This window comes from Streptomyces sp. SCA2-17 (assembly GCF_044336695.1).
In genome coordinates, this window is the sequence record NZ_CP117521.1 from 6197846 (window position 1) to 6223231 (window position 25386).

Here is a 25386-nt window from a genome sequence, read left to right on the forward strand (position 1 = left end):
GGCGAGGGATCGGACATCCCAGGGCGGACTGCCCGTTGATGCAGGAGTGAATCGAGAGGATGGTGCCAGCTACCGGCAAAAGTTGACAGGTGCGCAACAAGAATCTGGCGTGGAGTTTTCCGACGATGTCTTGTTCGAAACTGTCGGTGCCTCCGGTGCCGGAGGTAGGCCGGAGGCACCGACTCCGGCCTCGGGTCAGTCCCTTCTGTCGCTCCAGGCGAGTTGTATGGACTCCAGGATGCGTACGTTGTAGCGGGCCGGGTCGTCGCTGAACGCCTCCAGCCCGACCACCAGGTCGCGGACTTCCGGGAAGGCGACGGAGAGCGGCGTGCGGTCCGGGTGCTTCGCGGCGAGTTGTGCCGCTATCTGCTGGATGTCAGTCCATTGCATGCGCCCGAGTGTGTCCTACACCGTTCGAACGGTCCAGAGCGTCGGCGGAGGTGAACGCGGCTTCCCGGGGCGACGCGACGGCGAGGAACGCCAGGACCGCCGCGAAGCACAAGAAGAGGAGCCGGCCCGGCAGTTCGCCCAGGAACAGTCCCGTCACCGACGAGCCGAGCGGGGGAGTGGCCATGAACAGCAGCCCGATCGCGCTGTTCGTCCTGCCTTGCAGCCCGGCCGGCGTGCGCAGCAGCCGGGCGACCGTCAGTACGGAGCCGGCGACGGCCACGGCCGCCGCGCACCCCGCCAGCAGGACGGCCAGCACCAGCGCGCTCGCCGTGAGCGCCATCGCGCCGACGAGCAGCGTGCACAGCACGCCGGTCACGAGCAGCACCCCGGACGGGGAGAGGAGCCTGCCCGCGCGCGGCGCGAGGACCACCCCCGTCATCGCCCCCACCGCCGACAGCGCCGTGAGCACCCCGACCGAGCCGCCCGGCGCCCCCTCGCGCGCGGCGGTCACCACGATCGCCAGGTACACCCCGTCGAAGACGAAGTTCTGCGCCGAGGCGATCAGCGTCAGCCGGCGCAGCACCCGCTCGCTCCACAGGAAGGCGATCCCCGTGGTGAACGACCGCCACCAGCCCTCGCGTCCGGCCCCTTCGCCCGGTGGCGGTCGCGTACGCGTACGGAGCGCGCGGATACACGCGGCGGAGACCGCGTAGGACGCGCTGTCCAGCCAGAACGGCCAGCTCGGCGACGCCTCGAACAGCAGGCCCCCGGCGACCGGTCCGATCAGGAACGCGAGCTGGCCCCGCACCTGGTTGACGGCCAGCGCCGTGGCCAGCCTGCTCTCCGGCACGACCTCCCGGACCGCCGGCAGCACCGCGGCGTTGAACGGCGCCGCGAGGAACCCCAGCACGACGCCCGCGGCCAGGAGCACCGGCAGCGGCGAGAAACCGGTGAGGACCGCGGCCGCCAGGGCCGCGCTCGCCACCGCCCGGCCCGTCTCGCACACCAGCAGGACCGTGCGGCGGTCGAAGCGGTCGGCGACCGGGCCCGCCGGAAGGCACGCGAGCGCCAGCGCGCCCGTCCAGACCGCCTCCACCAGCCCCACGCTCAGGGACGAGTGCGTGATCCGGAGGACGAGCAGGGGGAGCGCGATCGCCGAGGCGCCCGAGCCCAGCATGGACAGGCCCTGGCCCGCGCACAGGAGCTGGAAGTCCCGGTTCCGGCGGAGGCTGCCGGGCGGGGCCGCGCGTCCGCGGGCCCTGGGCTTCACGGCAGCGCTCACGGCGCGGGCGGCGGTGAGGACGGCGGCGAGGACGGGGCCAGGAACGGCAGCGGCGGGTGCGGCAGTCCGGCCGGGCCGCCGCGGAGCGCGGTGTGCACCGCCAGCAGCACGCCCGCGCTGCCGGTCGCCAGGTCCATGGACAGCCGCAGCAGTCCGTCCAGGGCGAAGGCCCGCCGGCCCTTGAACCGTACGCAGTGGAGGCCCAGGCCCCGCAGGTGTGCAGCCGGTGCGGGACCTGGGCCGGCCAGGTGGGCGAGGCTGTACAGCAGCCCCGCCTGTCCGTCCAGGAGTCCGGGGGAGAGCAGGAGTTCGGTGCCCAGGCTGTCGCGCATCCGGTCGCGCAGCAGCGCGAAGTGCGCGTCCTCGTGGTGCTGCACGTACGCGTCGAGGACGAGGGCGATCCCGGCGCTGCCGCGGTCGAGCGCCGACAGCCACCGCTGCCCATCCTTGACGTGGACCTGTCCTTCCCGGGGCGCTCCGCAGCGTCCGAGGTCCCTGCCCAGCGCGGTCTCCGCGTGCCGCAGCCAGGACGCCTCGCCCGTCGCCGCGTACAGCCGCGTGAAGAGCAGCGCCGGGCCCGACCAGCCGTGCGTAAGCCCGGCCGCGTCCGCCTTGCCCGCGAGCCGCTCCGTACCGCTGAGCGCGTTTGCCAGCCGGCCGGCGAGCCGCGCGGCGGCGTCCGCGTCGCCGAAGTGCAGCCGGGCCAGGCCGATCCCGGCCAGCCCGCCGAACAGCCCGGGGCCGCAGCCTTGCAGGTCGATGCCGTCCAGCCGGGCGAGCGCCTCGCGCGCCTCCTCGGGCCGCCCCAGCTCGTCCAGGACGTACGCGATGCCGGCGAGCCCGTCGTACAGCCCGGGGCGCGGCCACGGCGTCCGCTCGGCGGCCCGCACCAGCCACGTGACGTGCTCGCCGAACGCGTCGTAGTCCGCGCGCCCGGTGACGTACAGGGCGTGCAGCACGCCGGCCGCTCCGAACGCCAGGGACGCGCCCTGCTGGTCGAACTGCCGTACGTCTCCGGGGAACAGCCGGTCCGTGCGCTCCGGCGTCGCGCTGAGCAGGATCCCCTCGCGGAGGGAGTCCAGCGCTGCCTGTCCGTCCGCCGTGCACTCCTCCGGCCAGCGGGAGCCGTCCGGCGGGTCGTCCGAGGCGGGTTCGCCGGGCGGCGGGGCGAGCTCCGTGCGCAGGCGCGCGGCGTAGCCCGGCGGCAGCGGGAACCGCCGCTCCGCCCACCCGGCCAGCTGCACGTGCTTCTCCCGGTCGAAGCGCAGGAGCGGCGTCAGCGGGCAGAACAGCGCGAGGGCCACGGCGGCCAGGGCGTACGTGTCGACCGCGGCACCCGACCGGGCCCACGCGGCGGTGAAGCCCGGGGTCCCCAGGGCGGGCCGGGACGCGCCGTCCTCGCCACCCTCCGCGAACGCCGTCTCGAAGTCGACGAGGCACACGCTGTCGTCGGGGCGCACGATGACGTTGCCCGGTTGCAGGTCACCGAAGATCACGCCTCGCGCGTGCACTTCGGCCACGGCCTTCTCGATCCGCCCGAGGACGTCGCAGGCCCAGCGCGCGTACGCGGCGACCTCGTCCTCGCCCGGGCCGTGCCGGAAGAGCGGGTGACGCCGCCCGACCGCCTCCTGCAAGGGCTCGCCCTCGACCAGCTCCTCGACGAGGAAGTGGTGCTCCCAGTGGCGCGTCCGCGCGTACACCCGGGGCACGCAGTCCAGGCCGGCGAGCCGCCGCAGCATCGCGTGCTCGCGGTCCAGCCGGGCGACGGCGTCCGCGCCGCTGTCGTCCAGGCCCGCGTGCGGCCGGGCCTCGCGGAGCACGACGCGCCGCCCGGAGCCCTTGTCCGTGGCGCGGTACACCCCGCCGCCGTTGGAGAAGTGCAGGGCCTTCTCCACCCGGTAGGGGAAGCCGCCTGGCGTACTCGCTGTGGCGGCCTGCATGGCGGCGGCGATGAAAGCCGGCGCCTCCACCCACGCCGGCACCCGGAAGGAGGTGCCCCGCACATCGGGCACGAGAGCGCCGCCGGGCCCCTCGACCGCCGGCACGTACTCGCCTTCGGGCGAGAAGCAGTACGCCAGGCTGAAGCCGCCGTAGCGCACGTACAGCGGGCCGTCGCCCCAGCGCAGGTCGCTCAGGATGTACGGGCCCTCCACGCCGCGCAGCAGACCCGACAGGTCCGCCAGGGTCCGCTCCAGCTCCCGCTCGTCCGCCGGGTAGACGGTGACCAGCTTGCCGCCCGCCGAGCGCGGCCCCTGCTTGCTGTCGACCTGCTGGTGGACGGCAGGGCTGCGCAGGAACTTGAAGGGGACGCCGCGTGCGGTGCAGTGGTCCCAGACCGTGTCGATGACGTGCTCCGCCCGGGCGGGCGTCGCGGAGGCGTGGATCTTCCAGCCCTGTCGCGGCAGCCGGGCCTCCGGGCGGTGGAGGCTGACCCAGCCGCCGCGCTCGGACCGCAGCCACCCCGGGGGCGGCGGCGCGTCCGTGTGCGCGAAGCGCTCCGCGGCGTCGCCGATGCGGTCGAGCGTGTCCACGAAGCAGGGATCCGCGGCGAGATGACCCTGAGCGAGCATGCGACCTTCCCCTCCCGGTTCCCTGATTCCTGATCGCGGCGCTTCGATCCCGGCTTGATGCCGGCTTGATCACGGCGCCCTGATCCCCGGCTCCTGCCGGCCGCGGGCAGCCCACGGCCGGCAGTCTTTGCGGGCGAGCGCTGCCTCAGCAGCGCGGCGGCCGGTGCGTCAGGCGACGCCGCGGGCGCTCTCGTAGCTGTTCGCGCAGGGCCACACGGAGGGGGTCTCCTCCTCCAGCTCCTGCAGTTCCAGGATCTCCGACATGTTCGTCACCTCCCTCCCGTCGCCGGCCTGTCCGGCACGGCCGTGCGGCCGCACGGACCGTCAGGCCATGCCGAGGCTGCTGTGCGAGCTGTTGGCGCAGGGCCACAGGGCAGGGGTCTCCTCCTCCAGCTCCTGAAGCTCCAGGATCTCCGTCATCCGAATCACCTCCGCTCTTCGGCTCGTCGGGACGACGACCGCGGGTCGAGGTACGGCAGGACGGGACCGGGCCCCGCCGTGCCGTCACCCTCGAACGCGGAGCCCAGGGCGAGGAGCACGCCCGCCGAACCCGTGGCCAGGTCCGCCGACAGGCGCAGCATCCGGAAGCCCGGGAACGCGAGGTGCCCGCGGTAGGAGTGCGCGTACCAGGCCAGGCGGCGGACCTGGGTGCGGACGTCCGCACCGGGCCGGCCCCCGTGACCGTCCAGTGCGGCCAGCGTGGCGATCGCACCCGCCCGCCCGCGCAGCAGCCCGGCGTTGCGCACGTACAGTGCCCGGCACGTGTCCCGGACGGCGGCGAGCGTGGCCGCCCTGCCGCCGCCGGGCCGGTGCCGCAGCAGCCCTTGCAGCGGGAACGCGAGCCCGCTGCTCCCGCCGTGCAGGTACGGCAGGTGGTGCGTGCCGTCGAAGAGGGTCAGGGCACCGTCCTTCTGGACGGTGCACCGGTCGATGTCGTGCCCCACGGCGCGGTCGGCGAGATCGAGCCAGCGTGCCGCGCCGCTCTCCTCGTACAGGTGCAGGAAGAGCAGGGCGATGCCGGCGGCCCCGTGCAGCAGGCCGCAGGGCGGCGGCACGCCGGGCCGGGCGGTGAGCGGCCCGGCCGTGACGAGCGCGGCGAGCTCGCCGGCGGTGCGCAGCGCGGCCTCGTGGAGCCCGGCGTCCCCGGTGACCCGCGCGAACCGCAGCAGGTTCAGGGCGATGCCCGCCTTGCCGCCGGCGAGGTCCGGGCGGATCACGCGGGCTTCGGCCGGGCGGCAGCGGGCGAGGACGCCGAGGGCCTCGTCCCGGCGGCCGAGCAGGTCGAGGACCAGGGCGACGCCGTGCAGCCCGTCGTACAGGCCCGGCCGCGGATCGGCGTCGCGCGCCGCGGCGGCCACCAGCCACGCGACGTACCGCTCCGGCACGTCGGCGCCGGCGCGGTGCAGGGCGTAGAGGACGCCGGCCGCGCCGTGGCCGAACGCGTGGCCGCCGAGGGAGTCCGGGCCTGCCGGGGTGGCGGGGAAGAGCCGGTCCTCGCGCTCGGGGGTGGCCATGGCGTGGATGCCGGCGACCAGGGAGTCCCGGACGGCGGGCCAGTTGAGGTCCTCCGCGGCGAGCAGCTCGGCGTGGTCCTCGTCCCGTTCCCGGGCCGCCCCGTAGGCCGCCTGATGCGGCAGCAGGCCCGCGAGCAGCCTGCTGCCGAATCCCGCGGGCAGCGGGTACAGCTCCTCGGTGGCCGCGGTGAGCGCGCGCAGGGTCGCGGGGCTGCGGTGCGGGACGGGCAGGAGCAGCCACAGGCGCAGGGCGTCGAGCAGGTACGCGGTGGCGTCCGCGCCCCGGAGGCCGGGCGGTGCCGTGCAGCCCTCCTCGCCCAGGGCCGGGGCCCGGTCGTCCGCCAGGTCCGTGGCCGTCGCGAGACAGGTGAGGACGACGCGCCCGTCGGGGCGCAGGAGCACGTCCGCCGGATTGAGCTCGCCCAGGCGCACGCCCCGGGCGTGCAGTTCGCGCAGCGCTCCGGCAATCCGGGCGACGACGGCCAGGGACCGGTCGGCGTACGCGGCCGCCTCCTCGGCCGCCCGTGCCTCGGAGGTCAGCGGGAAGGCGGCGGCCGCGACCTCGGCCAGGCTGCGGCCCTCGACGTGCTCCAGGGCGAGGAAGTGGTGCCCGGCCCGGACGTGGTGGCCGAGGACGCGGGGCACGCAGTCCAGCCCGGCCAGTCGGCCGAGGACCGCGCGCTCCCGGGCGAGGCGGGTGACGGCGTCGTCGCCGTGCCCGTCGAGGCCGGTGTGGGGGCGGGCCTCGCGCAGGACGACGCGGGTGCCGGTGGCGCGCTCCTCGGCCAGGTAAGTGCCGCCGCCGGCAGTGGCCTTCAGCGCTCGCAGCACGCGGTAGGGCAGCGGCTCTTCCGGCGCGGCGTGCAGCGCTTCGAGGTCCGGGCGCAGGAATTCCGGCAGGGCGACCCAGTCCGGGCAGCGGAAGACCGGGCGGCGGTTCTCGGGCACGAGCGTGCCGTCGGGGCGCTCCAGCGCGGGCACCAGGCGGGGCTCGTCACCGGCCCCGTACGCGGCGGCCCGCTCGGGGCAGCGCAGCGTTCCGGAGGAGCCGTACCGCACGTACAGCGGCCCGGCACGGTGGCGCAGACCGCCCGGGACATACGGGCCCGGGAGCGCCTCCAGCAGCGCGTTCAGTTCGGTGAGCGTGTCGGCGAGCTCCCTCTCGCCGGCGGGGTGGAGCGTCATCAGATCGCCGCTCGTGAGCCGGTCGGCGTGCTCGCCGGCCAGCGCACGGGCGGCGTCGAGGCTGCGGACGACCTCGAAGGGGATGCCACGCAGGAGGCAGAAGCCCCGCACGGTCTCCGCCGCGCGCGCCACGTACGGGAGCGCCACGGAGACGTGGATCCGCCAGCCCTGCGCGGGCACGCGCGCCGCCCGCGGCCGCAGCGCCACCCACCAGCCGCGGTCCGTACGGTCCCAGCCCGCCGGCGGTTCGCGGAGGGCAGCGGAAAGCCGCCCGGAGGTGTCGGCGAGGCGCTCGGGGAATTCGAAGAAGTCCGGGTCCGCCCGGTAGAAACGGTCGTAGTCCTTGAGACGCATCAAGGCGGGCCCCTCCTCTCGGTACTTCTCGGTACTTCGGAAGTGTGCGGGCGTCTGCGGAAGCCTGAGGAATTCTTTTGACGACTTCGGAGATCTTGGGAATCGGCGGCGTTGACCGGGCCCGCGGCCTGTCCGCGGAATGCGGCCCGGAAATCATCCGGCCGCTGGACGAGTCGTCTACGGAATCAGCCGACTACAGGATCAGCCGGCCATGGAGTCGGTCGTTTCGGCGAATTCCGGAGGATGGGTACGGACCGAGCGCCGGCCGATCCTCAGCACGTCCTCCGGGGAGCCGAAGCGCAGGTCCATGCGCCGCACCGCCTCCGCCCAGGTCCCCATGGAGCGCACCGAGGACAGGGTCTCCACGACGAAGGGGTCGCTCAGCCGCTCCAGGGTGCGCTCCCACAGCAGCGCCGCGGGCTCTTCCAGGAGACTGCCGACCGTTCCCTCGTACACGGGAATCCCGCGCACCCTGCCGTCCGGCTCCACCTGCATCACCAGGGTGTCGACGCGGCGTGCCACCCGCTCCGGGTTCATGACGAGGTTGAAGTTGTCCGTGGTGAAGACGGAGACGGACGGGGGAGCGAGCTCGCGCAGCCGGGCCAGCAGCGCGTCGCTGGTCAGGTACTCCACCTGGGCGTCGTCGAGGAGTTCGCGGCGGCAGAATTCCGGGCGGCTGGCGAGGCCTTCGGGAACGGCGGAATTGAAGGCGAGGGTGTTGAGCCGGGGGAAGCGGTGCGCGATGACGGCCGCGAAGTCCTCCAGCTGCCCGACGTTGCTGCGGATCACCACGCAGTCGATGCCGAGGCGCGGCCCCTGCCGGCCGGCCGCCCGGCGCTCCCCGGCCACCTCGTCCAGCAGCGCCAGCGCGGCCATCACCCGGTCGAAGGAGCCCGCCCGGCCCCGGATGCGGTCGTGCACCCCGGGCGTCGCGCCGTCGAGGCTGACGATCACCTCGTCGAAGTGGTCCGCGAGCCGCTCGGCGAGGGACCGGTTCATCACCCAGCCGCTGGTGTTGACGGACGTGCGCACGCCGGCGGCGCGCAGCCGCGCCGCCACCTCGAACAGGCCGCGGACGAGGAGCGGTTCGCCGCCGGACAGGGCGACGACCCGCGGCCCCAGGGAGATCAGGGCGTCGGTCACCCGGAGCATGTCCTGCGGGCCGAGCTGGCGGGACGGGCGCCGCCCCGACTCCGAGTAGCAGTGCGAGCAGCGCAGGGGACAGGCGTAGGTGGTGTCCCAGACGACCACCTCTGGACCGGAGGAAGAACTCATGGCAGCCACCGTTCCGTTCGAATTCCCTGAAGCGATGTCGTGGATGCGATGTCGTGGAAGCGACGTCATGAGTGTGCGGCCCGGCGGCTTTTCCCGGGCACCCGGCGGCCCCCCAAACCGCATGGAGGTTCTCCGCCATGCACGACGGTGGATTTCCTCTCTGGACGGTTCCGCCGGTGGCCCGCGATAATGTCCCTTATGACAGCGGCCAGAAACCGGGGGATGCACATCGTCGCGGTGTGCGGCGGACTGTGCATGCTCTGGGCGACGCTCATCGGCACCACCCAGTTGCAGAACCGGTATACGCTGCCGTGGATCCTGGGTTCCGTTCTCCCGTGCTATTTCGCCGGTTTGTTCACGTGGTGGCACGCGCCGACAAGCCCGGTCGCAAAGCGACTTCTCCTGATCGGCACCTGGCTCTCGGTGACCATTGCGTTTCGCTACAGCACCACGTTGCTGATCCGGGCCTTCGGCTGGAACCTCCGGCCGGGGCCGAGCGCGCTGCACCTGCCCGCGGACTACGGCCTCCAGGTCCTCAGCCAGACCTGCGACCTGATCGTCAGCATCCTCGTGGTGCGGCTGCTCGCCCTGCTTCCCGACGGCACGTACGCCTTCCCGTACGAGCGCCGCGTCCTCGGCGCCCTGTGGGGCCTGCTGGCCCTGCCCGCCGTCCTGCCGCTGACCGGGATGAGCCGGCTCACCGTCCACTACGTCGTCTTCTACTACCCCGAGGCGTGGCTGCCCGGCCTCGGCGCGGCCCTTCTCGTGCTGCGCTGCCTGCGCGCCCCCGCGGCCGGCCGCCGCGACATCGCCGCCCTCCTGCCCTTCGCCGTCCCCGGCGCGGTCCTCCTCCTGGCCCGGGGCGCCTCCCGCCTCTTCCGCACCTGGCAGGGCGAGCAGGGCATCCTCTATTTCGTCGGTGCCGTCCTGGGCGCCCTGCCGTACGTGGCGATCGCCCTGGCCATCGTCTACGCCGCGTTCCGCCACCGGCTCCTCGGCGTCGACCTCGTCATCCGCCGCACGGCCGTCTACGGATCCCTGTGGATCATCATCAACAGCTGGTACCTCGGCATGGCGCTGACGCTCGGGCTCACCGCCGGCCAGTACCTCCCGGTCGGCCTGTCCCTGTTCGTCGCCGTCGTCGCCACGGCACTCTTCCAGCCGCTGCGCGCCCGGCTGAACGCCCTCGCCGAGCGCCGCGTCTTCGGCAAGCGCCTGAGCAGGTTCGAGCTCCTCGTCCAGTTCGGCACCACCCTGGAGCACGCCTACGACCTCGGCCGGCTCGCGCCCCGCCTCGCGACCGGCCTGCACGAGGGCCTGAACCTCCAGTGGGTGCGCGTCCGGCTCGGCGGCGAGGGCCTGCCCGTCGCCGTGGGGGAGGCCGGGGCACGGCCCGCCGGCGCCGGCGGGCTGCCCGGCGAGCCCCTCGGGGAGTTCCCCCTCCTCTACGGGGAGGACGTGCTCGGCCTCATCGAGTACGGCCCGAAGGCCGAGGGCCGCTGCACCCCCGAGGACCACGACATCGGCGAGACCCTGGCCCGCTCGGCCGCCCTCGCCGTGCACAACGTCCGCCTCGCCGCCGAGCTCTCCGCCCGCGTGGAGGAGGTGCAGAGCCAGGCCGCCGAGCTCGACGCCTCCCGCGCCCGCATCGTCCACGCCCAGGACACCGAGCGCCGCCGCATCGAACGCCGCCTCCACGACGGCATCCAGCAGGAGCTCGTCGCCCTCGTCGCCAAACTGGCCCTCGCCCGCAGCTGCCTGCGCCGCGGCGGTGACATCGACGCCGCCCTGACCGAGATGCAGGACGACGCCTACCGCGTCATCGACGAGCTGCGCGAGCTCGCCCACGGCATCCACCCGCCGATCCTCACCGACCAGGGCCTCGTGGCCGCCGTGACCTCCTGCGCCCGCCGCATGCCCATCCCCGTCACCGTCCACAGCGAGGACACGCTGGGCGGGGTGCGGTTCGCCCTCGACGTCGAGGAGTCCGCCTTCTACCTGGTCTCCGAGGCCCTCACCAACGTCCTCAAGCACGCCGCGGCCACGCACGTCGCCATCCGCATGGCTCGCGCCGACGGGCGGCTCCTGGTGGAAGTCCGCGACGACGGCACCGGGTTCCCCACCGAGACCACCCGCGGATCCGGCCTCACCGGCATGCGCGACCGCATCGAGGCGGTGGGCGGCGAGCTCACCATCACCAGCGGCCCCGGCACCGGCACCGTCATCCGCGCCCGGCTCCTGGAGCGGGTGCGGGAGGAGAAGCAAGTGAGGGAGGAGACCCGTGCCTGACCCCCTGCGCGTCGTCATCGCCGAGGACCACTACCTGGTCCGCGAAGGCACCCGCCGGCTGCTGGAGGACACCGGCCAGGCCGACGTCGTCGCCGCGGTGGGCACGGCCGGCGAACTCCTCGACGCCGTCGGCCGGCTCCGCCCCGACGTCGTCATCGCCGACATCCGCATGCCGCCCGGCCACCACACCGAGGGCATCGCGGCCGCCCACGCCATCCGCGCCGGCCACCCCGGCATCGGCGTCGTCGTGCTCTCGCAGCACGCCAACGAGAACTACGCCTTCGACCTCTTCCGGCGCGGCACCGACGGCCTCGCCTACCTCCTCAAGGAGCGCATCGGCGAGGTGGACGAACTGCTGCGCGCCCTGCGCGAGGTGGTCGCCGGCCGCTCCGTCGTCGACCCGCGCATCGTGGAGGTCCTGATGGGCAGCCACGCCCGCGCCGCCGACGCCCCGCTGTCCCGGCTCACCCGCAGGGAGCTCGACGTCCTGCGGCACATGGCGGAGGGCAAGACCAATCGCGCCATCGCGGAGTCGCTGCGGCTGTCCGAGTCGACCATCGAGAAGCACGTCAACTCCACCTTCGCCAAGCTCGGCCTCGCCGAAATACCGCAACTGCACCGGCGGGTGAGTGCCGTGCTGGCCTACCTGCGGCATACGCCCGAGGGGACGTGACGAGAAGGTTGTCGGGATCCTGACAAGCGGGGCTTTCTGGTGGCACCCTCGTTCCTGCTTCAGGTTCCGTGCCCGTTCCGCAGGGTTCCCGCCGCCGCAGCCGAAGAAGGTGCCGCCGCCATGCCCCGTCAACCTCGTAGACCTCGTAGACCCCGTGGGTCCCGGAAGTCACTCGCCCTCGCCGTATCCGCCGCCGCCCTGCTCCTCGCCGGGCTCCAGGCCGGCCCCGCGAGCGCCCGCCCCGCCGGCGAGCCCGCCACCGGCAAGGGCTGCGGCGGCAGCACCGTCGGCGAGGTCACTCTCGGCACCACGCGCAACACCACCACGGGCCGGTACGAGCTCGACGACGCCGGGCGCGGCCACCACAGGACGTATGACCTCGGCGGCTCGACCACCGGCAACGGCACCCTCTTCACCGACGCCGACAACGACTGGTGCGACGGCGGCAGGCAGACCGCCGGCGTCGCCGCCCACTACATCGCCTCCGTCGTCTGGGACTACTACCTGAACACCCACGGCCGCAGAGGCGTCTACGGCGACGGCCGCGGCAACTGCAGCCGTGTCCACTACGGCAACCACTACTCCTCCGCCTTCTGGGACGCCCTCAGCGGCTGCATGACCTACGGCGACGGCACCGACGGCAGCAGGGAGCCCGTCCTCACCATCGAGGCCGGCGCGCACGAGATGACCCACGCCGTCACCGAGTCGACGGCGGGCCTGGGGTACAGCGGCGAGGCGGGCGGCCTCAACGAGGCGACCAGCACGATCTTCGCCGCGGCCGCCGAGTTCTCCGCGCACAACCCGGTCGACCCGGGTGACTACCTCACCGGCGAGCGGACCGACATCATGGGCACCACCGCACGCGGCTGGATGGACAAGCCCTCCAGGGACGGCGCCTCCAAGGACTACTGGTACCCCGGCATCGGCACCGTCGACGTCCACTACTCCAGCGGCCCAGCCAACCATTTCTTCTACCTGCTCGCCGAGGGCAGCGGTGCCAAGGACGTCAACGGCGTTCACTACGACAGCCCCACCTACGACGGCAAGCCCGTCCGAGGCATCGGCCTGCCCGCCGCCGAGAAGATCTGGTACCGCGCGCTGACGGTCCACATGACCTCGCGCACGGACTACGCGGCGGCCCGTACGGCGACCCTGCGCGCGGCGGGGGAGCTGTACGGCACCGGCAGCGGCCAGTACGCGGCGGTGGCGGCCGCGTGGGCAGCTGTCAACGTCAAGTAAAGGGTGAGAGTCAGGCGGGAGATACCCCGTTCGCTCCTCTGGGTTATACGATCATCACTCTACGTCCGGGGGTGGCAGAGGGGGCGCGCATGGCCGCGGGGGGATCGGCGTGGAAGCGGGCGCAGGAGGCCCGGCAGTACGAACGCGAGCTGCGCGAGCAGCTCAGGGCGGCCCGGTGGGAGGTCCGCAACTGGGAAGCCGCGAGCGAAGGCGAACGGCAGGTCGCCGCGAAGCTCCAGGTGCTCACCCGGCGCGGCTGGCGGCTGCTCCTGGACCGCCGCTGGCCCGGCACCCGCTCGGCCAACGTCGACATGCTGCTCGTCGGCCCCGGCGGCGTCTTCGTCATCGACGTCAAGAACTGGCGGCACGCCCCCGAGACGGCCGGCGGCCATCTCACGGCCGGCGGGCGCACTTACGACGGCGAGATCGGCAAGCTGCTCCGGATGACGCGGACCGCGGAGAACGCCGTCTCCGGGCTGAACCTGTCACCCGTGGCCGTCCAGCCGCTGATGGTCTTCGCAGGCCGGTCGGTGAACGCCGCGCTCGGCACCGTACGGCTGCTGGGGGAGCGCGAGGTGACCCCGGCGCTCGTCGCCGAGCGGACCCGTCTCCGTCCGGCCGACGTACGGGCCGTCGCCGACCATCTGGAGCGCGCCTTCCCCGCGTACGAGAGCACCGCCGTGTCCCCTCGGCCCGTCTCAGCTCCGGCCCCGGCGCAGCTCCCGGCTCCGGATGCGCCCGACGACGCGCTCTTCGACGCCGAGGCGATCCGGAACGCGGCCCTGGAAGCCGCCCGCAGCGCCCCGATCGAACAGTGGATGACGTTCCTCCACCCCGCCCAGCTCGCCCTCGTCCGCCGCAACTGGTCCGGCCCGGCCCGCGTCAGCGGCCCCGCGGGCACCGGCAAGACGGTCGTGGCCCTGCACCGCGCCGCCCATCTCGCGCAGCGCACCTCTGGGCGGATCCTCTACGTCACCTTCGCCAACAACCTGCCCCGCGTGCAGAGCACGTTCCTGAAGACCATGGCCCCCGCGGTCGCCGACCGGGTCGAGTTCAGCAGCCTGCACGCGTGGGCCGGGCAGTTCCTCCGCGCCCGCGGCATCGCGAGCAGGCTCGACGGCGGCAAGGCGGAGGACGCCTTCAGCCGGGCCTGGACCCACCATGGCCGCGGCACGGTGCTCGCCGCCCTCGACCCGGCCCCCGGCTACTGGCGCGAGGAGATCGACTACGTCGTCAAGGGCCGGGGCATCACCGACTTCGAGGAGTACGCGACGGTGCGGCGCGTGCGCCGCCGCACCCACCTGCGCCGGCCGCACCGGCAGGCGGTGTGGGCGCTGTACGAGGAGTACGAGCGCAACCTCGCCGCCAAGGGCGTGCACGACTTCAACGACGTCCTCGCCCTCGCGCTCGACGAGGCCCTCGCCCACCCCGGCAGCAGCCCGTACACCTCGGTCGTCGTCGACGAGGTGCAGGACCTCACCCTCGTCGGCGTCCGCCTGCTGCACGCGCTCGTCGGCGACGCGGACAACGGCCTGCTGCTCGTCGGGGACGGCCAGCAGGCCGTCTACCCGGGCGGCTTCCGGCTCTCCGACGCGGGCGTCGACGTGCGCGGCGACCGCGGGCAGGTGCTGCGCACGAACTACCGCAACGCCAAGGCCGTCCTGGAAGCCGCCCTCGCAGTCGTCGCCCAGGACTCCTTCGACGACATCGACGGCACCCCCACCGCGGGGCGCCGCGACATCGACCTCACCTGCGGCGACGGCCGCGTCACGAGGGTCGCCGCGGCGACCCTCGCCGAGCACGACGCGGCCCTCCTTACCGCCCTGCACGCCCTGGGCCCCGGGGCGTGGCCCGACACGGCCGTGCTCTGCCGCACCGGCGCGGAGCGGGAGCGCTACCGGCGCCTCCTCGCCCGGGACGGCATACCCGCGATCACCCTGGAGCAGTACGACGGCCGCCCGGTGCCCGGCGTGAAGCTGGGCAGCTACCACCGCGCCAAGGGGCTGGAGTTCAAACACGTCCACCTGCCCGACCACGACGCACCGGCCGCGGCCCGGGCGGGCGACGGCACCGACGAGGGCGTCGCCCGCGAGCGCCGCGAACTCCACCGCAGCCAGCTCTTCGTCGCCATGACCCGGGCGCGCGACACGCTGTGGCTGGGCTCGGTCAGCCGGCCGCAAGCGGGATGAGGCCGGCTACCGGCCCCAGCGCAGGCCCGACGTCTGCACCGGCGCGTCCCACAGCCGCAGGATCTCCTCGTCGGCCCGGCACAGCGTCACCGAGGCGCCCGCCATGTCGAGGGAGGTGACGTAGTTGCCCACGAGCGTCCGCGCGACCGGCACGCCGCGCTCGCGCAGCACCCGGTGCACCTCGGCCGTGAACCCGTACAGCTCCAGCAGCGGCGTCCCGCCCGCGCCGTTGACCAGCAGCAGCACCGGCTCGCCGCCCGGCCGGAGGTCCGTCAGGACCGCGTCCACGGCGAAGTCCGCGATCTCGCCGGACGTCATCATCGCGCGCCGCTCCCGGCCCGGCTCGCCGTGGATCCCCACGCCCAGCTCCAGCTCCCCGGCCGGCAGGTCGAACGTCGGGCTGCCCTTGGCGGGCGTGGTGCACGCGGCGAGCGCCACGCCGAAGCTCCGCGACGCCTCGTTCACCCGGCGCGCCAGCGCCTCCACCCGCTCCAGCGGCGCCCCCTCCTCGGCCGCCGCGCCCGCGATCTTCTCCACGAACAGCGTGGCGCCGGTGCCGCGCCGGCCCGCGGTGAAGGTGCTGTCGGTCACCGCGACGTCGTCGTTGACCAGCACGCTGGCCACCTGGATGCCCTCGTCCTCGGCGAGCTCCGCGGCCATGTTGAAGTTGAGGACGTCACCCGTGTAGTTCTTCACGACGAACAGCACGCCCTTGCCGCTGTCCACGGCCGCAGCCGCCCGCACCATCTGGTCAGGAACGGGAGAGGTGAAAATTTCCCCGGGGCACGCGGCGTCAAGCATCCCGTACCCCACGAACCCCCCGTGCAACGGCTCATGCCCCGACCCACCCCCGGACACGAGCCCCACCTTCCCGCCCACGGGCGCGTCCCGCCGCACGACGACGCGGTGCTCGACGTCGACGCTGAGCTCAGGATGAGCAGCGGCCATCCCCCGCAGCGCATCGGGAACGACGGATTCGGGAACGTTGATGAGCATCTTCATACGGCACTCCGGGAGGGTCGGGCGGACAAGGAGGTCGACGGGGGCGATTCCATCATGAGCGATGCGTGCATGGGCCTCGTGCTGACTGATCCCGTGTTCTTGCGGCGGCTCCCCCTGCGGACGCCTGCTCAGGGCGCGAGGTGCGCGGCCAGTTCCTCTGCGTCCACGAGCCGCTCGCCGAGCGCGTCCACGTCCAGGTGTTCCAGGTCGTGCAGCAGAGCGCGGCGGTTGGGCAGGGCCGCCGCTCCCGTGGCTCGGGCCAGCTCGGCCGTCCGGGAGCGGTCGGAGCTGAGCACACAGAGTTGGGTGACGGCCAGCAGTGCGTCGGGGCCGAGCACCGACCTCGCCCTGCGGGTGTGCTCGACGGGCATGCCCAACACGTTGGCACCCCAGGTGCGTTCGGCAGCGAGCGACAGCATACCTGGGTCCAGGACGGTGAGTACGCGGTGCGGCGAGGCCGTTGTGGCGGGTGGCCCGAACGGGGCGGCGTCCAGTGCGTCCAGGTAGGAGCGCATCGCGGCCGGCGCTGCGGGCGCGAAGCGGTGACCGCGGACGGTTTCGGCGAGGCTGGGGTGGAGCTCGGCCGTGGTGTCGGCCGGTGTTGAGGTGGTGCAGGAGGGCGGCGGCGCCCTCCCCGGTGCCGGCGTCTTCGGGGCGGGATGCGCCCGGAAGAAGGAGGGTGTCGGCCGCCTCCACCGCGGACCGCCCGCGTCACCGGAGGGCTCAAGCGTGATGCGCTTGAGCCGCCCTCCGGGTGCCCGTGCGGGCCAGGGGTGCCCCCGCGATGCTTCGAATGTTGACGCCTCGGCGTGCAATCCGCTCAATCTTCGGGCGCAGCCGACAATCACCCCAACCGGCAACCAACTCCTCTTGAGCGCCTTTATCATTCCTCGGCGCCAACCTCAATGTTTCTTTCTTAAGTTGACTGGTTATGATCGGCCCCTTCCCAAGAATGGCCGACTCTGTTTTACGAGGGCTGATGACTCCTGCCGCATCCGAAGACCCGGGCGAGCCACCACGAAGGAGACGGCGGCGCACAGTACGCCTGCGTACCTTGCTCGTCTGGCTGGCGGTGGTGCCCACCGTGGCCATGGGCATCCAAGTCCTCATCAGCTCGAATCGGTTGATGCAGGAGTCCCGGCACCTGCGCGAGGACGTGGCAGCCGGCCGGCGGACCGGCGTGCCCCTGTACCAGCTCATGGTCACACTCCAGTCCGAGCGCGCGATCACCGCCGCCTGGTGGTCGGGTACCCCCGTGTCCGCGGCCGACCTGCGCAGCCGCCGGACCGACACCGACCGGGCCGTGACCGCGTTCTCGAAGTCATCGGACACCGTTGAGGTCTCTTCCGGCCAGGTCAAGAAGCACCTGCAGGAAGTCACGGAACAGCTGGCTGACTTGGGTGCTCGGCGTGCTCGAGCCGAGGCGCGCCACGGCAGCCTGGACGACACCGTCGACTACTACACCGGCGTCATCAACGAGACCATCCGCTGCTACGAAGACTTCAGCCACGTCGACGACGGTGGGCTCACACAGGAGAGAGCGTCGCTGGTGGCCTTGTTCTCGGCATCGGAGGTGGTGGCCCGCGAGGACTCCATCCTCGCGATGTCGGGCCCCTCCGGGAAGCTGACAACCGCCAGGTTCGGTGAATTCATCGAAGCCGTCGGCGCGAGCGACTACTTGTACGACAAGATCGTCCTCGATCTGCCCGCCGATGACCAGGAGATCCTCCAGCGGATCCTCGCCTCGAAGGCATGGAAAACCAAGTCCCGCATCGAGAAGGCGGTCGTCTCCGAGCACCGGGACGTCCCTTCCGGCATCGCGCTGCCGCCGGACATCCGCGATTGGCGGGCGGCCGCCGATACCGTTTCCGCCCAGTTGAACACCCTCAACCAGAGCGAGCTCCAGGAACTGCTCACCCACGCCGACGACGAGGCGGCGCAGCTGGAGCACCAGGTCGTCCTGCTGGTGGCGGCAAGCGGCGCCGCCCTCCTGCTGGTCATCGCCGTAGTGGTCGTCACCACGCGCTCGGTTCTGCGCCGTTTGCGGGATCTCCACGACCGCACGGTGACGGTGGCCGAGGAGACCCTGCCGGACATCGTCGCCCGCTTGCGGCGCGGACAAGCCGTCGGCGCCGACGCGCTGCCGCAGCCGCGGGGTGAGCAGGACGAGGTCGGACGGATCAGCGACGCCTTCGCCCGCGTCGTCGCCGTGTCCATCGAGGGGCACCGTACGCTCGCCGACGAGCGGCAGGGCTTCAGCGTGTTCGCCTCCGGTATCGCCTCACGGACCGGAAACCTGGTCAGCCGGCAGCTGGCCCTCACCGAGCACCTCCAGGACGCCTTCGGCCAGGACGAGGCGCTCCTCGCCGACCTCATGAGGTCCGATCAGCTCACGGTCGGCATGCGGAGGCAGATCGAGAACCTGCTCATCCTGGCGGGCGGCGAGATCCCCGACCCGCACACCGAGCCCATGCGCATCGCCGACCTGCTCCGGGAGGCGGCCGCCGAAGTCGAGGACTTCCGGCGCGTCGACCGCCACGCCATGGACGAGACCAGTGTCGAGCCCGGCGTGATCAGCCAGCTCAGCCACCTGCTGGCAGAGCTGCTGGACAACGCCACCCGTTTCTCCCCGCCGGCGACGAGGGTCGCCATCCGGTCCGAACTCGTGGCCGACGGCCTCTGCGTCGAGATCGAGGACCGTGGCCCGCGGGTGACCGCCGAGAAGTACGAGGAGATGAACGGCCGGCTGCATTCCGCCCCGCCGTACTCCGTGCTGGCCCGGAACGCGCACCGGCTCGGCCTCTTCGTGGTCGGCCACCTGGCCGACCAGCTGGGGGTGACGGTTACGCTGCGCCGGTCGGCGTTCGGCGGAACATCCGCCGTGGTGATCGTCCCGGGTGAGCACCTCGTGGACACCCGGGAGCGCACCCCGGCCCCCGGGCCGGCGAAGGAACACGTGCCCGTACCGCGGTCCGCCGAGGAACGCCGGCCCGGGCTCGTCCCGCTTCAGCAGCCCCGCGATCCGGCTGACGACCCCGCTCCCACCGCGCCGGGACTGCCGCGGCGCCGGCGGAAGGAGCAGGCGCGGCCGGCCCGTACCACGACGCCGGAGGCACCGCTCCCGTCACGCTCCGGGGACCTCCCCACCCGGCCGGTTCTCCCCGAGCGCGTCCCGCAGGCCCATATGGCCCCGCGGCTGCGCGAGCGGCGCGCGGCCGAACCGCTCCGTCAGGACGCCGCCACGCCCGAAGAGGTGGCCGACGCCTGGACGGACTACGAAGACAGCACCCGGCAAGTGGAACTCGAGCTCCGAGGGGACCAGCCATGACGACGGCGAACAACGACGTGATCTACAGCATCCTGGACAACAACCTGAGCAGGATCGCGGGGATCCAGGGAGCCGTGCTCCTCTCCAACGACGGGATCAAGCTCAGCGCCTATCTGCTGGAGCGGGACCAAGCCGAGCGGGTGGCCGCGGCGGCCTCCGGCATCGCCTCCACCATGAAGGCCATCTCGCGAGAGATCGACGGCGGCGGGGTGGTGCGTCAGCTCGTGGAGATGGACGACCGGTACCTGTGCATCGTCGGGTGCGGGTCGGGCAGCACGCTGATCGTGGTGGCCTCCCGCAAGGCACGGCTCGGCGAACTGGGCGGCGAGACCGTCCGCGCCGCGCAGGCCCTCGGCGAGTGGCTGGGCACCCCCGAACGCTCACAGACGCCCACGTCGTAGTGGCGGCCGACCCCCAGCCCGGACAGGGCCGTCGGACGCGGCTGTACGCCCTCACCGATGGGCGTACGGCCGCGCCCGGCCACGGCCTGACGATGGACACGATGATCACAGCGGCTGCCGACACCGGCGGTCACGGCAGCCTGCCCACGGAGTGGCAGGAGATCCTCGCCATGTGCCCGTCGCCGAACGGACGGGCGGTCGCCGAGATCGCCGCCCGGATGCAGATGCGGCTGACCCCCGTGACGGTCCTGCTCGGCGAGCTGCTGGACCGCGGTCTGATCCGCCACCGGCCGCCGCTGGACGTCTCCGAAACCTCCAATGTCCACCTGCTCATGAAAATCAGGGACAACCTTGCCCGCCTATGACACCGCCGCACCGGAAGCGTCCCCCGCCAAGATCCTCATAGCCGGGGGCTTCGGCGTCGGCAAGACCACTCTGGTCGAAGCCATCTCCGAAATCGACCCCTTGCGTACCGAGGAGCGGCTGACGGCCGCGGGCGTCGGAGTCGACGATCTGGACGGCATCGAGAGCAAGAAGGCGACCACGGTCGCGATGGACTTCGGCCGTATCACGCTCACCGACGCCGGAGTGGTCCTGTACCTCTTCGGTACACCGGGCCAGGAGCGCTTCTGGTTCATGTGGGACGACTTGCTGTACGGGGCGCTCGGCGCGCTCGTTCTGGTCGACACCCGGCGGCTGGACCGCAGCTTCCCCGCCATCGACTTCTTCGAGAGCCGCGGGCTGCCGTTCGTCATCGGCGCGAACTGCTTCCACGGTGAACAGCCTTACACCACCGAGGAGATCAGAGCGGCTCTGCACCTTCAGGACCCGGGCACTCCCGTTCTCCTGCTCGACGCCCGCTCCCGGGAGGAGGTCCGCGGCGCGTTGCTCTCGCTGCTGGATCTGCTGATCGCCCGGGCGGACGGGACCGCCACTGTCTGACCCTGGACGACGGACGGCTGACCGACGCCCAGGGCCGCACCGTCGACGTCCGGCACACCGTGGTCATCATGACCAGCAACATCGGCTCCAAGCACATCCTCGACCACAAGGGCGAGGCCGACGAGATCAGGGACGACCTGATAACGGAACTGCGGGCGCACTTCCCGCTGCGACCTGGCCCGTCCGGGCGGGGCGAGTTGACCGCCACTGCGCAGTCTGCGGTCCTACGGCGCAGCCGGACCGGACCGGATTGGCACTGCCGGCGCCGGTGGCGCGCTACGAGGTGGGAGGCGTGGTCGGGGAGACGGTGAAGGTGAGGTTGGAGAAGTCCTGTCCCTGGAGGACGGTGTGCTGCGTCCCGCCGCTGATCTCGTTGTGGACGGAGCCGGCGGGGCGGACCGCCTGGGCCTGCTGCTGCCACTCCGCGAGGAGCCCCCGGAATTCGGTGTCCAGGGCCGCCCGTACGCCGAGCGCCGTGGCCAGTGCCGCCGCGCGCGTCAGGTCGGCGGGGGCGTCTTGCAGCGCCGTGAGCTCGGGCCGGCCCGAGCTGGGAGTGACGTTCTCGTCCCCGTCCCCGTCGCGAGCGTCCTCTTGCCGGAAGGGGCGCCGGACGAGCGCGACGAGCCCTTGCCACGCCTGGCGTCCGGCTTCCCCGCCGGCTCCTCCGGCCAGTGCTGTGAGGGTGGTCACCGCGATCGGATCCATGGCGTACTCCCTGGTTTGTCTGCAAGTAGACACACCATAGAAGCGCTGGGTCATGGACGCAGCGGATCCCGGTGCTTTCCGGTGGACATGGCTGAGATGTGTCGTCCCATCAGGTAGTGCGTCACCCCCTAGGGTTGGGGGATGGGCGAGGAGACGTACAACAGTCTGGGCGGGCGGGCGGATGTGGCGGTCCAGGCCGGCCGTATTGAAGGGCTGCACCAGCACTTTCATGGCTCGGCGCCACCCTCTCGGCCGGTGCCGTTCCAATTGCCCCCGGCACTCGCACACTTCGAGAACCGTCAGGACGAGCAGGACCACATCGAACGAGCTGCCGAGAACCACGCGGACCACCCCGGACCACTGGTGGTGGCGCTGACCGGAATCGGCGGGATCGGCAAGACGGAATTCGGATTTCACGTCGCGCGGCGGCTCAGCCAGAGATATCCCGATGGCGTGTTGTACGTCGATCTCGACGACTTGCGGCGGGACGGAACCGTGGAAGTGGCGGACGCGGTCGGTGAACTGCTCACCGGTCTGGACGTCTCCTCCGACTGGCAGGAGCGTTCTTTCGCCGGCCGCTCGAAACAGTACTGGACGCGCACCCGGGGCAAGCGTCTCATCGTGGTCATCGACAACGCCCGCTACGGCGCGGAGGCCGTTCCGCTGCTTCCGGCGTCCGCCGGGAGTCTGGCGATCGTGACGAGCCAAGGGCCGCTCTACGACCTCGACGGCGTGACCGCTGTCGAGGTGCCGCTGAGCCCGCTGACACCGGACCATGCGGTACGGCTGCTCGGGCACATCGTGGACGACCCCCGGCTCGCGGCGGAGCCGGGCGCCGTGACGGAGATCGTCCGGGGCTGCGGCGGACTGCCTGCGGCGCTCAAGGTGGCCGGTCAGTGGGTGCGCAAGTACCGCAGGCGCAGCCTCTCCCGCTTGGTCGCCGAGCTCAGCGCCGAGCTGCGAGAGAAGGGCATTCCCATGGTCGAGGCGGTCTGGGACGCAGCCTACGCAGGGCTGGCACCGGAGGCCGCCCGTCTCTACCACGTAGTGACGCAGTACCCCGCTCCGGCCATCGCGGCCCCGGCCGCCGCCGCGCTCCTCGGAGGAGACCTCCGGTCCGCCGAGGACGCGCTGGAGGAGCTGGAATCCGCGGGCCTGCTGGAGAACAGGCCCGAGGGGTACCGTATGCACGACCTGCTGCGCGGGCATGCCGACCGCCGTGCCCGCGAGGCCGATCCCGCGGGGGCGGCTCGTGCCGAGGCGCGGTGCCGGCTGATCCGCTGGTACAGGCGTCAGGCGGCCAGAGCGGACCTGCTGGCCGCCGGCCCGCGCATGACCTTCGCGGAAACCGCAGCGGCAGTTTCCGGTGCTCCCGACGTCGAATTCAGCGGTAAGGGCAAGGCGGAGGCCCTGCGGTGGATGGAAGCGCAGCGGCTCGCCCTGTACGGCTGTGTGCGGCTGGCTTTTGAAGCGGGCCTCTACGAGGACGCTTGGGCCCTGTGCGAACCACTGTGGACCCACTTCCTGGATCACCCGCACTACGCGGACGTCACGGACGCCTTCCGCGCCGGAGCGGCGGCCGCCGATCGCCTGGAATACCTGCCGGCGATGGTGCGGATGCGATGCCAACTGGCCAGGCCGCTGTGGGAACAGGAACAGTACGACGAGGCCGCCGAGCACCTGCGACACGCGCTGGGCGCTTCGGAAGCCCTCGGCGATTCGCCGCAGGAACGGAAACTGAAGGCGTCGGTACGGGAATTCCGGGGACTGCTGAAGTCGGCGCAGGGCGACTGGGCGGGCGCGACCGCGGACTTCGAGTCCGCGAGAGGAACGCACGCCGAGATCGGCAACGCGTACGGCGTCCTGCTCCAGACCTACCTGCTGGGCCGCACCTCGCTGAGCCTGGGTGAGCCCGAGCGGGCGGTCGCTCTTTTGCATGAGGCGCACACGATGGCGCGGGAACAGGAGCGGGAGCGCATGACGGCGCGGACCGGATTCGAACTCGGCCGTGCCCTGCGGAGCGCCGGGCGGGCAGCCGAAGCACAGGGGCTGGTGCGTGCCGCGCTGGCGAATTCCCGCGAACGGGGCTCGACCTTCGACGAGGCGCGCATACTGACGGAGCTGGCTTCCCTCGCCGACGAGCTGGGCGACACCGCTCAAGCGGAGGAACACCGGGCAACGGCACGACGGTTGGCTGAATGCTCGGGCGGCCTGTCTGACGGAGATCAGAGCTCGTAGTCGAGATCTGCTCTGCCGGCCGGAGACAGCTCTACGCGTACGGTGAGAGGTCCGGTCTCGCACGTGATGGTCGCGGGCGGCGTCCACTGCGGACGGGCACGGAGCCAGGCGTGGACCGCCGACACCACCGCTGCGGGATCGGCGCGCGCTATGCGTCCGGCGGTCCTGCGAGGGGCGATGCGGACGCTGAGAGGCTCTGACGACCGGTGCCGGACCAGGCACCGTTCCGGGGAGAGGACGGCGGCTGCCGTCCGGCAGCCCGGAAACTCGTCCAGAACTCGTGCCGTCCAGCCGGCGGCCGTCCAGGCACTGGTGTGCGGTGAAGAGGAGGCGGGCCGGGCGCGGTGCCACAGCACCGCCGCGCTCTGCAAGTGGCGGTTGCCGGCCCCGGGGTATTCAGCCGCCAGATGATGCACCACCTCGGAAGTGAACGGAGGGAATCGTTCGACGCCGACCCGGAGCCCGGACACCTCGGCTCGTACGGAGAGGGCTTGCGGGCTCCGGGGCGTGGCTGGGCGGGGGAGCGGGGGCGGCATCAGGGGGACCTGCCGCGGCTGGAGTCCCAGCAGCCGGTAGAGCTCGGAGCGCAGGCGGTGCAGGGCCTGGCCGGGCAGAGCGAACGCGGCACCGGCGAAGTCCCGGGTGTCGAGGGCTTCGGCCGCCGGGAGGAGGTGCGCCAGGTCACCGGCCTTGCTGAGCCGGGGGATCCGGGTGAGCATCCGTGCCATGGGGCTGCCGGGGATCAGTTCGCCTCCGCCGTCGTACGCCCCGATGACCGGCCGGCCCAGGGCCGCCGCGTAGAGGGCCGTGGAGCCGTGGTCGGTGACCACGGCGTCGGCGGCGACCAGCAGCGCGGACCATTCCTCGTACGGCCTGGCCAGGATCAGGCCCGCCGCGAGGGCGGGGCCCAGGTGGCGGGAGAGATCGAAGGTGCTGGTGCGGCTGTACTCGTTGGGGTGGAGGACGAGGGCGAGCTGGTACTCGTCGTGCGGGAGCAGGCCGAGGAGTTCGCCCGGCAGCTCAGGCCGTCGCGCGAGCAGCGACTCCGGCCCCCAGGTGGACGTGAGGACGACGAGCCGGCGCTCGCCCGTCCCCAGGGCGGAACGGTAGCTCTCCCGGTGGGCGACCGCGCCGAGCAGCCGGTCCAGGGACGGGTCCCCCACCACTGCGCCCCGCGCGGCGGTGGCGGGGGAGTGCTCGGCAAGACGGGCGAGCTGGTCGCCGTGGGCGAGCGCGTGGAGCGAGGCCCAGGGTTCGCCGCCGGCGAGCAGATAGTGGGGGTCGAGACCGGACGGCAGGTGGGGCGAGCCCTCGTCGCTCAGGGCCTTGTTGAAGCCCGCGCCGTGCGGAAGCAGGACCCCCGGTCCGGAGAGGGCCCGCAGCGGGCCCTTCGGGCTCGCGGTCAGAATCAGGTCGTGCTTGCGTTCCCGTGCCTCGTCCCAGCTGATGACGCGGGCGGGGGAGTGCTCAAGGGCCGCGAAGGCTTCCGCGTCGAATGCCGATCCCGGCACCAGCGTGAAACGGACGGTTATGCGGTCGTCGCCTTCGAAGACGGGCAGGACGTCGAGCAGCCGGTGAAGAGCCCCCGCTGAACGCACGGCAAGAAGAACTGCCTGCTGCCTGCTGCCTGCTGCCTGCTGCCTGCTGCCTGCTGCCTGCTGCCTGCTGCCTGCTGCCTGAAAAGTTTGCACTGTATCCGAAGAGCTTGGTATGTACAAGTTGCTCTGGCCGGATGAAGTGAAGTCGTTGAGAGCCTCTTGCCGCATGGGGCTGATCGTAACCGGCGCCGTACACCGGTTGCCGGGCCGCC

General features: G+C 72.5%; 18 protein-coding genes and 1 pseudogene. 10 read left to right on the forward strand and 9 right to left on the reverse strand.

What is annotated here, in order from left to right; all coding sequences use genetic code 11:
- Positions 1-195 precede the first annotated feature (195 nt).
- The 5 genes from iscX to PS271_RS27600 all read right to left on the reverse strand — a co-directional run bounded on the left by iscX (position 196) and on the right by PS271_RS27600 (position 8570).
- Positions 196-390: a Fe-S cluster assembly protein IscX gene (gene iscX, locus PS271_RS27580; RefSeq protein WP_120756348.1), complete on the reverse strand. Its 195-nt coding sequence runs from the start codon at positions 388-390 to the stop codon at positions 196-198.
- Entirely contained in the window at positions 377-1660 is a 1284-nt protein-coding gene (locus tag PS271_RS27585; RefSeq protein WP_398385568.1) for an MFS transporter, read from the reverse strand. The genes iscX and PS271_RS27585 overlap by 14 nt, the downstream gene beginning before the upstream one ends.
- A gap of 8 nt (positions 1661-1668) precedes the next feature.
- Positions 1669-4242: a class III lanthionine synthetase LanKC gene (gene lanKC / locus PS271_RS27590; RefSeq protein WP_398385570.1), complete on the reverse strand. Its 2574-nt coding sequence runs from the start codon at positions 4240-4242 to the stop codon at positions 1669-1671.
- Positions 4243-4667: 425 nt separating this feature from the next.
- The gene (gene lanKC / locus PS271_RS27595; RefSeq protein WP_398385571.1) at positions 4668-7295 is read right to left on the reverse strand and encodes a class III lanthionine synthetase LanKC; all 2628 of its coding nucleotides are present in this window, start codon (positions 7293-7295) and stop codon (positions 4668-4670) included.
- Positions 7296-7496: 201 nt separating this feature from the next.
- Entirely contained in the window at positions 7497-8570 is a 1074-nt protein-coding gene (locus PS271_RS27600) for a radical SAM protein (protein WP_398385572.1), read from the reverse strand.
- 198 nt (positions 8571-8768) lie between these two features.
- Here PS271_RS27600 and PS271_RS27605 point away from each other — a divergent pair, with 198 nt between their 5' ends.
- From PS271_RS27605 to PS271_RS27620, 4 genes are all read left to right on the forward strand, one after another.
- Complete coding sequence (locus PS271_RS27605) at positions 8769-10859, forward strand: sensor histidine kinase (protein ID WP_398385573.1); 2091 nt, start codon at positions 8769-8771, stop codon at positions 10857-10859.
- Positions 10852-11532 (forward strand): response regulator, encoded by a 681-nt coding sequence (locus PS271_RS27610; RefSeq protein ID WP_398385575.1) that lies wholly within the window; start codon positions 10852-10854, stop codon positions 11530-11532. The genes PS271_RS27605 and PS271_RS27610 overlap by 8 nt, the downstream gene beginning before the upstream one ends.
- A 120-nt stretch (positions 11533-11652) precedes the next feature.
- A complete protein-coding gene (locus PS271_RS27615) occupies positions 11653-12771 on the forward strand; it encodes a M4 family metallopeptidase (protein ID WP_398385577.1) in 1119 nt (372 codons plus the stop codon).
- A gap of 89 nt (positions 12772-12860) precedes the next feature.
- Positions 12861-14960, forward strand: coding sequence for a nuclease-related domain-containing DEAD/DEAH box helicase (locus tag PS271_RS27620; RefSeq protein WP_398385579.1), 2100 nt, complete (start codon positions 12861-12863; stop codon positions 14958-14960).
- Positions 14961-14966: 6 nt separating this feature from the next.
- Here the strand turns inward: PS271_RS27620 and dhaK are convergent, their stop codons facing one another.
- Complete coding sequence (gene dhaK, locus PS271_RS27625; protein ID WP_398385580.1) at positions 14967-15962, reverse strand: dihydroxyacetone kinase subunit DhaK; 996 nt, start codon at positions 15960-15962, stop codon at positions 14967-14969.
- A gap of 128 nt (positions 15963-16090) precedes the next feature.
- Positions 16091-16333: a hypothetical protein gene (locus tag PS271_RS27630; RefSeq protein ID WP_398385581.1), complete on the reverse strand. Its 243-nt coding sequence runs from the start codon at positions 16331-16333 to the stop codon at positions 16091-16093.
- Between the two features lie 683 nt (positions 16334-17016).
- Between PS271_RS27630 and PS271_RS27635 the strand changes: the two genes are divergently transcribed.
- The 5 genes and pseudogenes from PS271_RS27635 to PS271_RS27655 form a co-directional block, all read left to right on the forward strand.
- The gene (locus PS271_RS27635) at positions 17017-19290 is read left to right on the forward strand and encodes a sensor histidine kinase (RefSeq protein ID WP_398385582.1); all 2274 of its coding nucleotides are present in this window, start codon (positions 17017-17019) and stop codon (positions 19288-19290) included.
- The gene (locus tag PS271_RS27640; protein WP_398385584.1) at positions 19287-19691 is read left to right on the forward strand and encodes a roadblock/LC7 domain-containing protein; all 405 of its coding nucleotides are present in this window, start codon (positions 19287-19289) and stop codon (positions 19689-19691) included. Before PS271_RS27635 ends, PS271_RS27640 begins: the two co-directional genes overlap by 4 nt.
- Positions 19691-20056: a DUF742 domain-containing protein gene (locus PS271_RS27645; RefSeq protein WP_398385586.1), complete on the forward strand. Its 366-nt coding sequence runs from the start codon at positions 19691-19693 to the stop codon at positions 20054-20056. The genes PS271_RS27640 and PS271_RS27645 overlap by 1 nt, the downstream gene beginning before the upstream one ends.
- Positions 20043-20633: a GTP-binding protein gene (locus PS271_RS27650; protein WP_398385587.1), complete on the forward strand. Its 591-nt coding sequence runs from the start codon at positions 20043-20045 to the stop codon at positions 20631-20633. The genes PS271_RS27645 and PS271_RS27650 overlap by 14 nt, the downstream gene beginning before the upstream one ends.
- A 2-nt stretch (positions 20634-20635) precedes the next feature.
- A pseudogene (locus PS271_RS27655) lies at positions 20636-20797 on the forward strand (AAA family ATPase); the annotation flags it as partial.
- Positions 20798-20909: 112 nt separating this feature from the next.
- On the opposite strand, the gene PS271_RS27660 reads toward PS271_RS27655, so the two are convergent.
- Complete coding sequence (locus PS271_RS27660; protein ID WP_398385589.1) at positions 20910-21338, reverse strand: hypothetical protein; 429 nt, start codon at positions 21336-21338, stop codon at positions 20910-20912.
- 141 nt (positions 21339-21479) lie between these two features.
- On the opposite strand from PS271_RS27660, the gene PS271_RS27665 reads away from it, so the two are divergent.
- Complete coding sequence (locus tag PS271_RS27665) at positions 21480-23576, forward strand: NB-ARC domain-containing protein (protein ID WP_398385591.1); 2097 nt, start codon at positions 21480-21482, stop codon at positions 23574-23576.
- On the opposite strand, the gene PS271_RS27670 is transcribed toward PS271_RS27665, so the two are convergent.
- Positions 23564-25174, reverse strand: coding sequence for a translation initiation factor 2 (locus tag PS271_RS27670; protein ID WP_398385592.1), 1611 nt, complete (start codon positions 25172-25174; stop codon positions 23564-23566). The genes PS271_RS27665 and PS271_RS27670 overlap by 13 nt on opposite strands.
- Positions 25175-25386: the final 212 nt, after the last annotated feature.